This window comes from Glutamicibacter sp. NPDC127525, from assembly GCF_042672105.1.
GTDB lineage: Bacteria > Actinomycetota > Actinomycetes > Actinomycetales > Micrococcaceae > Glutamicibacter.
Genome location: NZ_JBHXVN010000002.1, coordinates 43,550 through 58,515 on the forward strand (window position 1 = coordinate 43,550; position 14,966 = coordinate 58,515).

The following is a 14,966-nucleotide window of genomic DNA, read 5'->3' on the forward strand; positions in this document are numbered from 1 at the left end:
AGGCTCGTGACTAGCCGCTTTCAGTTGTCAGCGGTCTCCAGCCCGAATTGTCCAATAATCAAAGTCACCTCGCGACCAGCTGGCCCGATGGTCGCTAAGATGGTGCTTGTGTCGGTCAACCAGCTTTCAGATAGCGCCCAGAACTATCTCAAGATCATCTTCGGTCTCAACGAGTGGTCGAGCGATCCGGTAACCGCCAGCATCATCGCCAGCAAATCAGGCATGAAGCTCTCCACGGTTTCCGGCGCCCTGGGCAAATTGCGCCAGCAGGGCCTGCTCGACCATGCGCCCTATGGCGCCGTAACGCTGACCGAACTGGGACGCGAGTATGCGGTGACCATGGTGCGCCGCCATCGCCTGATCGAAACTTTCCTGGTGCAGATGCTGGGCTACCGCTGGGACCAGGTGCATGACGAGGCCGAGAGCCTGGAGCATGCGGTATCCGATTTCATGATCGAGCGCATCGACAGCTTGCTGGAGCACCCCACCCGCGACCCGCATGGCGACCCCATCCCGACGGCCGAAGGCCGCATTTCCATCCCGCAGGCGTTCAACCTGAGCGAAGCCAGCGATGACGCCCAGGTGGTTGTCGAACGCATCGCCGATGACGATTCGCAGCTGCTGCAGTATTTCTCCGATCATCGGATCGTTGTCGGCGCGCAACTGCGCATTACCGCTGGCGAGCAATTCTCCGAGACAGTGAATGTCCAGGTCTGCTCAACTGGCGAAACCCTGCGCTTGGGTTCGCGTGCAGCCGCGGCCGCATGGGTCTCCCTTCTCCCCTGAATAGCCTTTCCAGGTCCTGGTCAACGGCAAGCGGAAGGCCCGTGGCATCGACGCGTCCCTGCACCCAGGGTGCTGATTGTCCGGCCAATAGTCTAAAGTGATGATCAACCAGGGATACTGCAATGTACAAGTTTTACATGGGGGTACATTGCAGCATTCTTGGCGAACTCCTGCGCTCACACTCTCTTGAAAGACATCACCTTGCCAAGAAAACTCATTGCTGCGCTCTGCGCTGCAGTTTTGGTGCTCGCTGGATGCAGCGCACCGGCAGAACCTTCGGCACTTACCGGGATGGATCCCGCACCGGTTGAAGACCTGCTGGCAACAGATCGGCCATTGCTGGTTGAACGGGCTGCCACCAGCAGCAAGAAGGTCCTTCCCGGGGCGAAGCTCAAGGGCCCCAAGGCCACCGCAATGCTCAAGACCCTGCCGGTAAAGGGCAAGGCGGCCGCCACTGGGTACAACCGGAACAAGAAGTTCGGCAATGGGTGGAAGGACTTCGACAAGGACAAATGCGATGAACGCCAGGACACCTTGTCCCGGGACATGTCCAAGGTGAAGTTCAAGGACCGCAAGAAGTGCACCCTAGCTTCGGGCACGTTGCATGACAGCTACACCGGCAAGAGGATCAACTGGAAGGTCAAGTCAGGCAGCGTCGACATTGACCACGTGGTTTCCCTGAAGAACGCGTGGATCTCCGGCGGCCAGAAGCTTTCCCAGGCCCAGCGCCAGGCTCTGGCTAACGACCCGCTGAATTTGATGGTCGCTGATGCCTCTGCCAATCGCCAAAAGGGCGATAAGAACACAGCTGAATGGCTCCCCAAGAACAAGTCCTTCCGATGCCAGTACGTAGCCACCCAGATCAGCGTCAAGAAGAAGTACGCGCTGTCGGTCACCAAAGCCGAAAAGCAGGCGATGGCCAAAGTGCTCAAGAGCTGCCGCAACCAGAAGGCCGCGAAAGTCACCACGATCAAGCCTGCCGGTTCCAAGCCCAAGGCATCCCCGAAGAAGGACGTGCACAAGGCTCCTTCCGTGGTCAAGGGCACCGTGCATCCGGGCGCTTACTGCAAGCAGGCAGACAAGGGAAAGCGCGGCAAGTCCAAGGCCGGCAAGCTCTACACCTGCAAGACCGACGCCAAGGGCAAACTGCGCTGGCGCGCCTAATGCCGCTTGCAGGTCCCGATCGAGCCAACTGATTCAGCTGCCCATCCGGGCGCAGCGCAGGGCAGCGCCCTTCCAGTTAGCAGGGTGGTCGGGTGGAGGTTCAAGCCATGCGCCGGATCGCCCGGATCCGGATCCAGCCATGAATCGAGAGGACCTGCCGCAGCGTTGCCGGCCATGGGAAGTACGCTGATTCGCTGATGCGTGCATCCATTGCCCATCAGCTGTCGCCGGCGAGCGCACGTCTCACACGCCATTTTCCTTTCAGCTGCGGGAAACTTGCCACCGCCTTCTACGCGTTCGCCGCAAGCGCCTTGCGCCGCCCCTTGCTGGCCAGCCGGGTGGCAATGAGTCCTTGCTTCGGACTGAACAGATAGGCAATTCCAAAAATCGCCGCCTGGGCCAGAACCACCATTCCGCCGGTTGATGCATCGAGGTAATAGCTCATGTAGACCCCCAGGATTCCTGCACAGGCTGCGAGGATCGGTGCGATCAGAAGCATCTTCCCGAATCGATCGGTCAACAGGTAGGCCGTGGCGCCGGGGATGATCAGCATGGCAACTACCAGGATGACGCCCACCGCCTGCAAAGCCACAACAGAGGTCATGGCCAATAGCCCCAGGAGCACCGCACCGATGATCCGCGGGCTCATCCCCAAGGCATGTGCGTGCGTTTGGTCAAAGGCATAGAGGGTGAAGTCCTTGCGCTTGAGAATCAGGATGGCGAAGGTGATCGCGCCAAGCACCAGGACCTGCCACAGGTCATTGGCCGAGACGCCCAGCAAGTTGCCGAAGATGATGTGGTTTAGATCCACATGGCTCGGCGTGACCGAGACCAGCACCAGCCCGATGGAGAAGAGCGTGGTGAAGACGATGCCAATGGCAGCATCTTCCTTGAGCTTGGTGGTGTCGCGGACTCCCCCGATCAGGGCCACCGCGAGGAATCCGAAGACCACGGCACCCAGGGCAAAGGGAGCACCCACGATGTAGGCCAGCACGACTCCGGGCAAGACCGCATGCGAGACTGCATCGCCCATCAGGGACCAGCCAATGAGGACCAGCCAGCAGGACAGGACCGCGCACAGTACCGCGGCGATGATCGTAACCAGCAGGGCGCGCACCATGAAGGTGTAGCCCAGCGGCTCAGCTAGCAATTCAATGAGGTTCATTCCCCGCCTCGCTTCATGGGATCCAGCCCGAAGGCCAGGGCCAGGTTTTCTGCCTGCAGCACGAGATCCGGATGTCCATGCATCAGCACCTTGCGCATCAGGAGCACCGCTTCATCGGCAAGTTCCGGAAGCGCGTGCAGGTCGTGGGTGGAAATCAGCACGCTGCCGCCTTCATCAGCAACTTCGCGCAACAGCTTGGTGATCGTTGCTTCGCTGCGTTTATCCACGCCTGCGAAAGGCTCATCGAGCAGCATGATATTGGCGCCCTGGGCAATGCATCGGGCGACGAAGGCACGCTTCTTCTGTCCTCCGGAGAGCTGGCCGATTTGCCGGTTGGCAAAGCTGGCCAGCTCCACCCGTTCGAGGGCTTCATCCACGGCGGCGTGGTCCCTCTTCCTGGCTCTCCTGGTCCATCCCAATTGCCCGTAGCGCCCGGTCATCACCACTTCACGCACCGAGATCGGAAAGTTCCAATCCACGGCTTCGCTTTGCGGCACGTAGGCAAGCTGCCCGCTTTTCCGAGCTTGCAGCGGGTCGGTGCCGTTGATGCGCACGCTGCCGGTGTCGGGCTTGATCTGCCCCATGATGGTTTTGAACAGCGTGGATTTGCCCGAGCCGTTCATTCCGACCAGGCCGCAGACCCGTCCGCGGCCCAACTGCAAGGAGGCATGGTCCAGGGCCAGCACGGGGCCGTAGTGGACGGTCGCGGCCGAGACATCAATTGCGAGGGCATCGCTGGGCTTCGCGTTCATGGTGTTCCGCCTTTCAAGGCACGGGCGATGGTTCTGGTGTCATGCGAGATCAGGTCCAGGTAGCTGGGTACCGGACCGCCAGGCTCGGAGAGCGAGTCCACATAGAGCGTTCCGCCATAGGAGGCATCGGTGGATTCGACGACTCGTTGCATGGCCGCATCGGAGACCGTGGATTCGCAGAAGACCGCAGGAACATCGTTTTCCCTGACATAGTCAATCGCCGCGGCGACCTTGCGCGGCGTAGCCTGCGATTCCGCGTTGACGGCCCAGAGATACTTTTCGGCCATAGCGGTGTCCCGGGCCAGATAGCTGAAGGCCCCTTCGCAGGTCACCAGTACCCGTTGGCGTTCGGGGATTTGTGCCAGTGCCGCTTCGAGCTCGTCGTGTACCTTTTGCAGTTCGGCTTGGTAGGCCTTGGCGTTGTCCCGGTAGTCGCGCGCATTGGCCGGGTCCAATTCGGTAAATGCATCTGCCATGCGGTCCACGTAGATTTTCACGTTCAATGGACTCATCCACGCATGCGGATTGGGCTTTCCCGCACCTTCTTCCTGGACGATATCGATGGCCTTGATCCCTTGGCTGACGGTGGCATGCGGAGCGTCATTGCCTTCGACGAATTGCTGGAACCAGGCTTCGAGGTTCAGCCCGTTATCGAGAATCAGGTCCGCATGCGATGCCCGGCGCAGATCATCAGGGGTAGGTTCGTAACCGTGGATCTCCGCACCAAGACGGGTAATTGATTCAACGCGCAGGTGATCGCCTGCGACATTCTGGGCGATGTCCTGCAGGACCGTGAAGGTTGTCAGCACCACCGGCCGGTGGTCTTGGCTGTCGGCGGGCACGGCACTTTGGCTACCGCCGCATCCAGCGAGCGCGAACAGGCATGCCAAGCCAGCAGCCAGCCAGCCTGCGCGTTGCCCCGCACGTGATCGGGGCTTGAGGGTTCGCACCATTGCACACCATTCCAAATCTCGCCATGACGATTAGTTCGTCCCCCTCAATCATAATGTTTGAGGGGTCGAACATTGCAAGTTCGCGTCGGCAGATTTCGGTGCGGCCTCCTGCTTCAGACCCCCAGCAGGGTATTGACCAGCCTGGCTGCGGTGCGTGCCGTTCTTCCGTCGATATCCAATGATGGGTTCAACTCCACAACATCGACCAGCGCCAGCTTGTCACTGCGCGCCAGCATCGCGCAGACCCCGTGGATTACTTCCAGCGGCACCCCGAATCCGGCAGGGGCGCTGACCCCGGGGGCGACCGAGGCAGGAAGCACATCCAGGTCAATGGTCAGGTACAGCTTGTCTACGCTCTCCATGAAGTCGGCAACGAACGCCAGGACGGAAGGCAGCTGCCCGGCAGTGCACTGCTCGTCAAGCAGGTAGCGCACTTCCAGGGCGCGGGCCCGCTCGAAGAGGACCCGGGTATTGTTCGGTTTGCTGATGCCCACCACGGCATAGTTGAAATCTTGTTCCGCCGCCTGCAGGTCCTTGGCAATATCCAGGAAAGGGGTGCCGCTGCTCCGCCGCGGAGCACTGCGCAGATCGAAATGCGCATCCAGATTCAAGATGCCCAGCCGGGTTCCAGGCTCTTGGCTGGAATGCCGGAAAAGCCCGTTGAACGAACCGTAAGCCGTTTCATGGCCGCCGCCGAGCACTATTGGAAGCGTCCCTTCTCCGAGCAAAGCGCTCACCGACTGCGCCAGCCGCTCCTGCCCTGATTCAAGCTCATCGCCAGATACCACGACATCACCAGCATCAATCAGGAGCCGTGGCTCGTGGATAGCCAGGGAAACCAAGGCGGCACGCAGCGCCTGCGGTCCTTGCGCCGCCCCGGCCCGGCCCTCGTTGCGCAGCACGCCGGCATCCGAAGCGAAACCGAGCAGCGCTGCCGGTCCCCGCCCGCCGGACTGGTCGTCAGCCTTGCGGTTGATTTGCTGATGCCATCTCAGGTGCTGCTCTCCGGCACCGTCATTGCGCCCGCTCCACGTAGCCGCTGCCCGGTCAACAGCCAATTCCGGCTTAAAATTCTCCATGGTTCCAGCTGACCAGAGACACCGCGAGTACGCCATGCCCCCTGCGCATCTTCGTCTGAAACACCAGACAGCAGCAGATTAGCGGGTTCGCAGCACCCCGTAGTCCAGCGGACCTCCCGTGGCCGAGTTGCCGTAGACCTCCACATGGATGTGATCCATATGCATCGTGGTGTCATTCCAATTGCCGGTGAACTGGTTTCCGTACTTTCCTGATCCGGAATACGGCGTCCAGCCTGTCGTGGGAAGCCAAATCCGGTCTTGCCAGATCAGGTAATAGATACCCAGCTGGCTGCGGTTATCCAGCAGGAACTGGGCCAGCTTCTGGCCCTGGGCAACCCGCTGCCTGTTTTTGTAGTCGCGAATCATCAGGTCCACGGCCTTCCCGGAGCTGTGCCCGGCAGAGCCGCTTCGAATGGTATGAATGGCGCTGATAGTATCGCCGGTCTTCCCCTGCAACGCAGCGATGACGCGCTGCGCATCGGGTTGCAACGTTCCCGGCTCATTTTTGGAAAGGTAGTTTTCCTTGACCCAGCCGGTGGCCTGGGGAGCGGCGACTTGCGCCCATCCGGAATCGCTGCGCAGGTAGGCGACTTTCTGCCCCGCTGGCAGCACGGCTTTGCTCTGGTGGCTGATTCCCGCGCCGGCGCGGAGGTTCACGTTGGTTGTGGTCCAGCGGTATTCGGCTTTCGGTGCCGGTGCCGGTCGCGGCGCCTGCGGTTTGCTAGTAGCAAGATAGCCATTGCTGATCCATCCGGTGCCCTGCGTTGAGGCAACTCGCGTCCAGCCATTGGCCGTTCCCAGGACGCTGACCTGCTGGCCCTTGGAGATGACCGCCAGTGATTTATGGCCGGTGGAGTACCCGGAGCGCAGGTGCACATTAGCCGTCGTCCAGCGCTTGGCCTGCTTCAGCGGCGTGTAGGCCTTGACCACCAGTACGCTTGATGGAACCCATCCCATCGTCTTGGAAGTCTTCACTCGCGCCCAGCCATTCGACGTGCCGTGCAGGGTGAGCTTGGACCCCGCTGGCACGGTCCCCAGGGACTTGGCAGAGCCCGAAGCGCCGACGCGCAGGGCGGTATTAGCCAGGATCCAGCGAGCCGATGGGTTGGCGGGCTTGTAGGCGGTGCTGGACAGGCTAGTGCTAGGCACCCAGCCGGCGCCGCGCTGGGACTTGATCTGGGACCAGGAACCTCGGGTTGCGTACAAGCCGACTTTTTCACCCGGCGCAAGGCTTCCAAGGGATGGAGATGAGCTGCGATTGGACTGGCGCAGGACGCTGCTGCTGATCAGCCAACGGTTCCCGCTCGTTTTCCGGGTTTCAACCGGTTTAGAAGACAGCTGCTTGGCGGGCAACCATCCGCGCCTTCCGGCAGAAATGGCATAGGCCCATGAGCCTGAGGTACGCAGCCACTCGACCTTGGCTCCCGCTGGAACACTTGCCACTCGTGCTGCCTTGGCAGATGCGGACTTCCGCAGGACTTGGGCAGTTTTCGCATACCTGTGCACTGGTGCCGGCATTGCAGTGGCCAGCTGGCTTGTGGGCACAAAACCGGTGATCTTGCCGATCTTGATCCGGCTCCAGGCGCCAGTTGCGCCCAGACGCTGGACCTTGGCTTTGCGCATCGCCCCGGCCAAGGCCGGTGATGCGGCCGATGCCTTCTTGCGGACCGGCTGGAAGGAAAGCAGATAGCGCACGGCAGAAGTCTTGGGCTTTGCCGGTGCTGGCGCTTTCGGCGTTGCCAGGTACTTAGCCGAGACCCAGCCGGTCTTCTTCAAATAGGTCGCTTGCACCCAACCGGAGGAACCCCTGGACGCAAGCAGCTTGGCACCTTCGGGAATGACTAGCAGCGACGCGGATCGGACCGATGGCGACTTACGCAAATTCAGGTTGGCGGTGGTCTGCTTGGCGAATGCAGGAGCGGCAGCAAGCTGCACAAGGCCAGTTGGAGCCTGCGTTGATGCGCTGGCACCGGCTGCGGTCCCGAAGGCCAGCATCAGGGCCAGCAACAGGCCCAGTACACGATTCGTATATTTCAATGTGAGTGCTTTCGAGCAAGGGCATACTGCCGTTTCCTGCGGCCCACGGAAGTGCACAGCAATCCGCTGTGGTGACAATACTGTTACCGCCTAGAAAATCATGGCACAAGCACGGCGGTTTCGCCTTGCTTGGATTCGAAAGATCTAGCGTGCTTTGGAAATGACGAAAGCAGTGACGGATCCCGGTTCGATTTCGGTACGTCCGGCATCCTGGATGACGGGTCCAGCGGCCTGCTGCGACAAGCGGTCGAATTCCCTGCGCGGCAGGTGCCTGATGCCCACCGGAGCATGGGACTGCAGCCACGCTTCGACAGGTTCCACTGGGGATTCGGTCAGCCAGGCGAATAGCGCGTGCGCTGCCTGCGCTGCGGCCTTGCCCGTGGACATGTCCAATGACTTGTTCAGCACGATGTTGATCTGCGCGTCCAGGACTTCGTCCGATTTGGGCAGCTGCGTGCCGGAGACCTGCAGTTTGGCAATCAGCTTCGGCAAGTCCGCGGCCGGCAACGGAGGCAAGCCAACGGCTCGGGCCTTGCCCACTTCGCTGACCATTTGCTCGGGGAACATGTCCAGCACTTTGGCGAACATCTTGGGATTGGCCCGGCGCACCGATTTGGCGTAATCCTGTGAAGCCCACTGCTGCCAATCCGGGTTCTGCGGATCTTGCAGATAGGAAATCACTGCTGCTCGTGCCACCGCTGACAGGCCCTCGTCCTCGCTCGACGGATCCTCCTTGTCGATTCGCAGGATGATGGGCTGGACCAGTTCTCCGGGGTCGCGATCGCGCAGTTCAGTCATGGTTTCATTCTATGTGGATGACCCGTGCGGATAATGCAAAGGCCTCGGGCGAGCGCCAGCCGAAGTAAAAGTGAACTATGGAATCGCGATGACAACTTTGCCGGATAAGCAGCCGTCAATCATGGCCTGGAATCCCAGATGGATTTCATCCAGCGGGTGAACGCGATCGATAACCGGACGCAGCTGATGCCGTTCGACAAACTCCAACATGGCAGCAGTCTCGTCGCGGGTCGAACCCGTGGAGCCGATCACTCGAAGCTGCTGGTAGAAGATGCGCCCAAGATCAGCTTCTGGGCTGGTACCACTGGTGGCGCCGGCAATGACAATGGCTCCGCCAGGTTTCAGGCAGCGCAGGGAGTGCGCCCAGGTAGCTTCACCAACGGTTTCAATCACGAGGTTGACGCGTTCTGGTAGTCGGTCACCGGTGCTGAAGGCTTCGGCAGCTCCCAGTTCGAGTGCCAGTTCGCGGTTCGCTTCTGAACGGCTCGTTGCGTAGACAGTTGCGCCGGCTGCATTGGCCAAGGCTATGGCCGCGCTGGCAACGCCCCCGCCTGCGCCCTGAACCAGGACCTTCTGCCCTTCGCGCAGCTGGCCCTGGGTAAATAGCATTCGATAGGCCGTAGACCATGCCACTGGCAGGCAGGCGGCCTCCTCAAAGCTTAGCGATGCAGGCTTGCCGAGTACGCAACGTTCAGGAACGACAATGTACTGGGCGAATCCGCCGTCATGCTGTTCCGAGAGCAGCGCACGGTTAGGGTCGAGAGTTTCATCTCCTTCTCCGGCATCAGCATTGGCGATTACGGGGTGAATAATGACTTCTCGCCCGCCTTCGGTCACCCCGGCTACGTCGCAGCCCAGGATGATGGGTATGTTCTTCGGGTCATGCCCTACACCTCGAAGGGTCCACACATCATGCATGTTGACCGATGAGGCCTTGACGCGAACCTTCACCCATCCTGGTTTCACAACTGGCTCCGGGACATCCTTGAGAACCAGTCCGGCCAACGGGTCGCTGGCGTTCTGCGAAACGGCTACGGCTGCGCGCATGTACTACACTCCTGGGACATCTCGAGGGCGAGCTTTAGGTTCAAGGAAGCTCGGTTTACTCCCAGTCTTCGAGAGCTGGCCGGCGTTGTCCATGGAGTGTGCCGTAGGGCGGAATGATCTGCTGATACACAGCTCTACCGCCCAATGGAGTCAAGCACGGAAATCACTTGTCTTTAGGAGTCACCAGGAGCATCCTTGCCCGAGCAGACAGCACCAATCTGGTATTCGACCCCATCGGTCGAAATCCTGAATCCAAACGCCGAAGGCACGCTGAATCATAGCTTGGGCATAGAAGCCACCGGCATCGCCAACGTCGTGCTGCAGGGCCGGATGCCCGTGGATGAGGCAGGGTGCAACCGGCCGGTGTGCTCCATGGCGGAGCGTCGGTGGCATTCGCCGAGACGCTGGCATCGTGGGCCGGTTACGTTGTAGCAGACAGCGCGCGCTTCCATGTTGTCGGCCAGGAGATCAACGCCAACCACTAGCGCTCGGGCTTTGCAGGGCAGTATGTGCACGGCGAAGCGACCCCCATCCAGTTGGTTCGCCGGTCCCATGTATGGCAGATCCATATCCGCAACGAGGCTGGCAAGCTAGTTTGCATCTCGCGTTGCACACTGGCCGTTATTGATGCCCCCGGCCAGTACGCCAGCAAAGAGGAACGCGCCTAGTCCAGCGGCTTGAACTGGGCAACCTGCGGAATGGTGGTGGTGACATGCAGAACTGCTTCATTCGCCAACGCGCAGTAGCCATGCTTGATATCTCCCGGGAAGCGGAAGCTGTCTCCGGCTGAAAGTTCCACCCGGTCGAATTCTCCGGTGATGCAGACTCGTCCAGAAATAACGTATACCTGATGCAAGGTGCCGCGAGAATGGGCGCGGAATGCGGCTTCCTCTCGGACTTGCACCCGGACGATGCTGGTCTCGGCGAATCCTGTTCCATAAATTCGGTCCAGGTCGCGCACCGCTCCTACCGGATGCTCGTGAAACGTCCCGTCGCTGGCGCGTTGCAGTTGGATATTGCTGCCATAGGTACTGAGCAGCGCCGGCATGCTTGTTCCCAAGCCTTCGCAGATGGTCTCCAAGGTTCCGATGGTCGGGTTGCCGTCGCCGGATTCGATTCGCGACAGCGTCTGCTTTGAGGTACCGGTACGGCGGGAGAGTTCGCCAAGTGAAAGCCCTCGCTCTCGACGGAAACGACGGATATTCTTCGCAATGGTCTCATTGTGATCCATGGCCAAATTGTCTCTTATAAGTGACGCATTGTCATGAATCTTTGACTTTGGCGTTGCGGATCCCCACCATTAATTGGTATCCATTAACCTTTGGAGGACATGTTCCGGCCAAGGAGTCTTCTTCGATCGGAGCCATGAGATGCCACCTTCAGCCTCATCACGAGATAACCGGACCGCGGTCGACAAGGCCATGGCCCTGTTGCGTGCATTCGGAGAAGAAGCCACCACCGGCGTGGGCGTCAGCGAACTAGCCCGGCGTGCCGAATTGTCCAAGTCCACGGCTTTTCGCCTGCTGGCGTCTTTGCAGTCCAACGGCGCAGTCGACCGCGCAGGCAACGCCTACCGTCTCGGCAAGATGATCCAAAATCTCGGCACCACGCAGGAATCGGATCTCCATGCACGCCTGCGTGATGCCTTGACCCCCTATATGGTGAACCTGTACGAAACGACCCGCCAGACCGTGCATCTCGCAGTGCTACAGGGAACCGATGTTGTGTACTTGAACAAGCTCTATGGGCAGTTGGCTGTGCGCAGTCCCTCGCGCATCGGAGGTCGTTTGCCTTCCTACTGCACCGCGGTCGGCAAGGTGCTTCTGGCCTACAACCCTGATGCCGCCGAAGTCGTATTGTCCAAGGATATGTATGCCTGGACCGAGCACACGATCACCGAGTCTTACCGGCTGTCGGCAGAGCTCAAAGCCATCCGCAAGGACAATGTGGGTTATGACCGCGAAGAAATCCTCATGGGCCTGAATTGTGTGGCCGCGCCTGTATTTGACAGCACCGGCCATGCGGTTGCGGCGCTGTCCATTTCTGGTCCTACCGGCCGTTTCCGTCCGGAGAGCCAGACCTCAATTCTGCGCCGCGTCTCCTACGAAGCCTCGCGCGCCGCTGCTGCCGTTTCCGCCGCGGCCCAGCGCTCCTAATTTCCCGCTCAATGCAGCAGACCGATGCCCCATGAGTTGGGGCATCGGTCTTAGCAGGGGAACTGCTGCTGGCACTTAGCGCGTAGGCACTTCATCAATCCGACGCGATTCTTCCAGAACCCACGACGGTTCGGCAGTCATCAGGCTTACTGCCCGATCATGCAGATCCACATCCACCACGTAGCGATAGCCAGCGCTTTCAGCACGGCCAATCTGTTCTATATCCTCTTCAGGTGTAGCGATCACCAACCGGCGGCAGGCTTTGTCGCGACGCATGATTTCCTCAGACACCAGCTGCACACTGCCAGCTACTGCATCCTCCGACGGATACACCACTCGGTCATGGGCCGAGACCGGATAGGCATCTTTCAGTTCGCTATTAAGCGCAAGCACCACATCGCAGCGCCCCCGAGCTTGATCGGCTTCAAATATTTCAAAGCCGTGCTCGAAGCCCCCGGCGGCAGGCACTTCGGCCAATCGCCAGCTGTCTGGCAAAGGATCAGGCCACTTGATCAGGTCCAATTCATTTTCTTCGTGACTCATTTATTGCTCACCTCATCGACGCTATGAAACGGATCTTAGCTTTGTCGAGCTTGCCCGCGCCATTACGCGGAACATCTTCCAGCAGCATGATCTCCTTGGGCAGCTTGTAGCGAGCCACATGCGAGGTCGCGTAGTCGCGGATTTCCTCAACGGTCGGCTTCACTCCCGGCTTGCAGCTGATCACGGCAACCACTTTCTCACCCCACTGCTCATCCGGGCGGCCTATAACAGCCACATCGGTCAGCCCTGGGAAGCCAGCCAACGCACGCTCTACCTCTGCCGGGTAGATGTTCTCGCCGCCCGAGATGATCATGTCCTTCAGGCGGTCAACGACGTACAGGTAACCGTCTTCATCCCGGTATCCGATATCGCCGGAACGGAACCATCCATCGCAGAAAGCGGCTTCGGTTGCATCCGCGTTCTCCCAGTAGCCCCCGGTGATGTTCGGACCCTTGGCCCACATTTCACCTGTCTCGCCAGGGGTTTCCACATCCTGCAAGGTTGCAGGGTCCACGATGCGCACCTCGGTGTACGGCATTGGGATGCCGCATGACCCTGGCTTGCGGTGGGTGAATTCTGCTGGCAGATAGGTTGCGAATGGCGCAGTCTCCGTCAATCCCCAGGCCTGCTGTACATTCACGCCTTTGGCCCTGTACTGCTCCAGCAGCACCGGCGGAACCGGGGCGCCGGCGCAGATCAGAGTGCGAAGGCTGGAGATGTCGCACTTTTCGAACTCGTCGGTCTGTTGCATTGCGCCAAGCATCGCGGGCACCAAGAAGCTCTGGTTGATCTCGTACTCTTCGATGTCGCGCAGTGCCTGGCGGGGATCAAAAGTACGCCGAATGATGGTGCGGCCACCGCGCACGATGCTTCGAATGGTCAAGGCATTCAGCCCACCAATGTGGAACAACGGGGCTACAGCCAGATTGCTGTCTCCGCGGCGCGTGTCTACCAGCGAATCAACGTTCACTGAGTTCCACCAAACGTTGCCGTGGGTCAGTTGCACGCCCTTGGGCACCCCGGTAGTTCCCGAGGTGAACATCAAGATCCCCAGATCGGATTCGTGGCGTGCTACCGGATCGCCCAGCTCGGCGCCGCCGCCGGCAGCAAGGAATGCGCTGAGCATCTGGAAGTACTCTGGCACTTCGCGCTTGATGGGTGCCAGCTGGTCATTATCGACCATGATCAGCCCGGTGGTTTCACGCAGCTGATCGAGGCTGGGGATCAATTCGATGACCTCTTGGTGCCCGTTCTCGACGATGAGCACGTTGGGCCGGGAACGCTCCACTAGATCTTCGACTTCCAACGGTGCCAAGCGGAAGTTCAGTGGCTCGTAGACGGCACCAACCCACCATGTAGCGAGATTGATGATGAGGAAGTTGGCGCTGTTCAGGCCCAGATAGGCAACTCGGTCGTTTTCCTTGACGCCGCGGGCTACCAGCGCTTTGGCATAACCGCGGATTTCCTCCACCAGCTGCGCGTAGGTCCAGGTCCGATCTCCGTAGACCAGTGCTTCCTGGTTCGGGAAGAACTTTGCCTGGCGCACTACCCCGCTGGCGGCATTGATGTCGATGTCTTTCACAGCTTGTCTCCTCCTGCTGCACGGTCACCGAAACCACGGATGCCAATGCCGCCATCGGCTTGGATGATCTGTCCGGTGATATTGCTTGAATTCTTCTTCGAGGCCAGCAATACGTATGAACCTGTGAAATCGACTGGGTCGGTCGACGCGTCGTGCAGCGGAATCAGCGGATTATTGCCGGTGATGGTCGATTTGGCGAAGGATTCACTAATCGAGCGATCGGCCAGTCCTATGGATTCCGGGCCACGCAGGTCGGTATCCATGCCACCGACGGCTACGCCATTGACTCTCACCTTCGGGGAGAGCTCATAAGCCAGCTGGTTCACTAGGCCGCGGGCAGCAAACTTGCTGGCCGTGTAAACGGGTCCACCGCCTGCGGTGTAGAAGGATGCGTTGGACAGCGTCATGACAATGGAACCGCCACTGGCCACCAGATGGCGCCATGCGGCTTCAACGGTCAGCAGGTAGCCCTTGACGTTGATGGAGAACAACTCGTCGAAGGAATCCGAAAGCTGTTTTCCGTCCAACTTGGTCACCGGGCGGTTGTAATCCCAGATCCCCGCGTTCGGCACGAGGATGCTCAACTTGCCGAAGTGCTCAACGGCCTGCTCCACTGCGGCATGAAGGGCTCCGGAATCCCGCACGTCCGCGGAAATCGCCAGCATATTCTCCGGGGCCGCCGATTCCGCAACGACCTTCTCGAGCTTGTCCTGGTTGCGCCCGAGGATTGCGACCTTGGCGCCTTCTGCGAGGAAGCGAGCGGCCACCGCGCGTCCTATGCCGGAGCCTCCGCCGGTGATCAGGGCGACGTCGCCTGATAGCCAGCCGGCTGCGTTCTCTTTAGTGCTCACGAGTTGTTCTCCTGAAGATTTAGTAGAAGCGCGACCAGCCGTTTCCAGGTCGG

Annotated in this window: 16 protein-coding genes; 5 read left to right on the top strand and 11 right to left on the bottom strand. The window is 60.1% G+C overall.

Features of this window, described 5'->3' with window-relative positions:
• Positions 1-108 precede the first annotated feature (108 nt).
• The gene (locus ACFVHU_RS05940) at positions 109-786 is read left to right on the top strand and encodes a metal-dependent transcriptional regulator (RefSeq protein ID WP_105662148.1); all 678 of its coding nucleotides are present in this window, start codon (positions 109-111) and stop codon (positions 784-786) included.
• Between the two features lie 291 nt (positions 787-1,077).
• Complete coding sequence (locus ACFVHU_RS05945) at positions 1,078-1,950, top strand: HNH endonuclease family protein (protein WP_388023074.1); 873 nt, start codon at positions 1,078-1,080, stop codon at positions 1,948-1,950.
• 289 nt (positions 1,951-2,239) lie between these two features.
• On the opposite strand, the gene ACFVHU_RS05950 is transcribed toward ACFVHU_RS05945, so the two are convergent.
• The 7 genes from ACFVHU_RS05950 to ACFVHU_RS05980 all read right to left on the bottom strand — a co-directional run bounded on the left by ACFVHU_RS05950 (position 2,240) and on the right by ACFVHU_RS05980 (position 9,781).
• Positions 2,240-3,115: a metal ABC transporter permease gene (locus ACFVHU_RS05950; protein ID WP_388023077.1), complete on the bottom strand. Its 876-nt coding sequence runs from the start codon at positions 3,113-3,115 to the stop codon at positions 2,240-2,242.
• Entirely contained in the window at positions 3,112-3,867 is a 756-nt protein-coding gene (locus ACFVHU_RS05955; protein ID WP_388023080.1) for a metal ABC transporter ATP-binding protein, read from the bottom strand. The genes ACFVHU_RS05950 and ACFVHU_RS05955 overlap by 4 nt, the downstream gene beginning before the upstream one ends.
• Complete coding sequence (locus ACFVHU_RS05960; protein WP_388023082.1) at positions 3,864-4,820, bottom strand: metal ABC transporter substrate-binding protein; 957 nt, start codon at positions 4,818-4,820, stop codon at positions 3,864-3,866. Before ACFVHU_RS05960 ends, ACFVHU_RS05955 begins: the two co-directional genes overlap by 4 nt.
• Before the next feature lie 113 nt (positions 4,821-4,933).
• Complete coding sequence (gene hutG, locus ACFVHU_RS05965; RefSeq protein WP_388023085.1) at positions 4,934-5,899, bottom strand: formimidoylglutamase; 966 nt, start codon at positions 5,897-5,899, stop codon at positions 4,934-4,936.
• 78 nt (positions 5,900-5,977) lie between these two features.
• Positions 5,978-7,936: an SH3 domain-containing protein gene (locus ACFVHU_RS05970; protein WP_388023088.1), complete on the bottom strand. Its 1,959-nt coding sequence runs from the start codon at positions 7,934-7,936 to the stop codon at positions 5,978-5,980.
• A 144-nt stretch (positions 7,937-8,080) separates the two neighbouring features.
• Positions 8,081-8,734: a peptidyl-tRNA hydrolase gene (locus ACFVHU_RS05975; protein WP_388023091.1), complete on the bottom strand. Its 654-nt coding sequence runs from the start codon at positions 8,732-8,734 to the stop codon at positions 8,081-8,083.
• Positions 8,735-8,809: 75 nt separating this feature from the next.
• Complete coding sequence (locus tag ACFVHU_RS05980) at positions 8,810-9,781, bottom strand: zinc-binding dehydrogenase (protein WP_388023094.1); 972 nt, start codon at positions 9,779-9,781, stop codon at positions 8,810-8,812.
• A 350-nt stretch (positions 9,782-10,131) separates the two neighbouring features.
• Here ACFVHU_RS05980 and ACFVHU_RS05985 point away from each other — a divergent pair, with 350 nt between their 5' ends.
• Together ACFVHU_RS05985 and ACFVHU_RS05990 are read left to right on the top strand one after the other, a co-directional pair.
• A complete protein-coding gene (locus tag ACFVHU_RS05985; protein ID WP_388023096.1) occupies positions 10,132-10,266 on the top strand; it encodes a hypothetical protein in 135 nt (44 codons plus the stop codon).
• A 24-nt stretch (positions 10,267-10,290) separates the two neighbouring features.
• The gene (locus tag ACFVHU_RS05990) at positions 10,291-10,449 is read left to right on the top strand and encodes a hypothetical protein (protein WP_388023098.1); all 159 of its coding nucleotides are present in this window, start codon (positions 10,291-10,293) and stop codon (positions 10,447-10,449) included.
• On the opposite strand, the gene ACFVHU_RS05995 is transcribed toward ACFVHU_RS05990, so the two are convergent.
• Complete coding sequence (locus tag ACFVHU_RS05995; RefSeq protein ID WP_388023101.1) at positions 10,446-11,012, bottom strand: helix-turn-helix domain-containing protein; 567 nt, start codon at positions 11,010-11,012, stop codon at positions 10,446-10,448. The genes ACFVHU_RS05990 and ACFVHU_RS05995 overlap by 4 nt on opposite strands.
• Positions 11,013-11,151: 139 nt before the next feature.
• Here ACFVHU_RS05995 and ACFVHU_RS06000 point away from each other — a divergent pair, with 139 nt between their 5' ends.
• Complete coding sequence (locus tag ACFVHU_RS06000; RefSeq protein WP_388023104.1) at positions 11,152-11,937, top strand: IclR family transcriptional regulator; 786 nt, start codon at positions 11,152-11,154, stop codon at positions 11,935-11,937.
• Between the two features lie 75 nt (positions 11,938-12,012).
• Here the strand turns inward: ACFVHU_RS06000 and ACFVHU_RS06005 are convergent, their stop codons facing one another.
• The 3 genes from ACFVHU_RS06005 to ACFVHU_RS06015 are packed head-to-tail and all read right to left on the bottom strand — an operon-like array spanning position 12,013 to position 14,913.
• Positions 12,013-12,480: a hypothetical protein gene (locus tag ACFVHU_RS06005; RefSeq protein WP_388023107.1), complete on the bottom strand. Its 468-nt coding sequence runs from the start codon at positions 12,478-12,480 to the stop codon at positions 12,013-12,015.
• 7 nt (positions 12,481-12,487) lie between these two features.
• Positions 12,488-14,062 (bottom strand): long-chain fatty acid--CoA ligase, encoded by a 1,575-nt coding sequence (locus ACFVHU_RS06010; RefSeq protein ID WP_388023110.1) that lies wholly within the window; start codon positions 14,060-14,062, stop codon positions 12,488-12,490.
• Positions 14,059-14,913, bottom strand: coding sequence for an SDR family NAD(P)-dependent oxidoreductase (locus tag ACFVHU_RS06015; RefSeq protein ID WP_388023112.1), 855 nt, complete (start codon positions 14,911-14,913; stop codon positions 14,059-14,061). The genes ACFVHU_RS06010 and ACFVHU_RS06015 overlap by 4 nt, the downstream gene beginning before the upstream one ends.
• Positions 14,914-14,966: the final 53 nt, after the last annotated feature.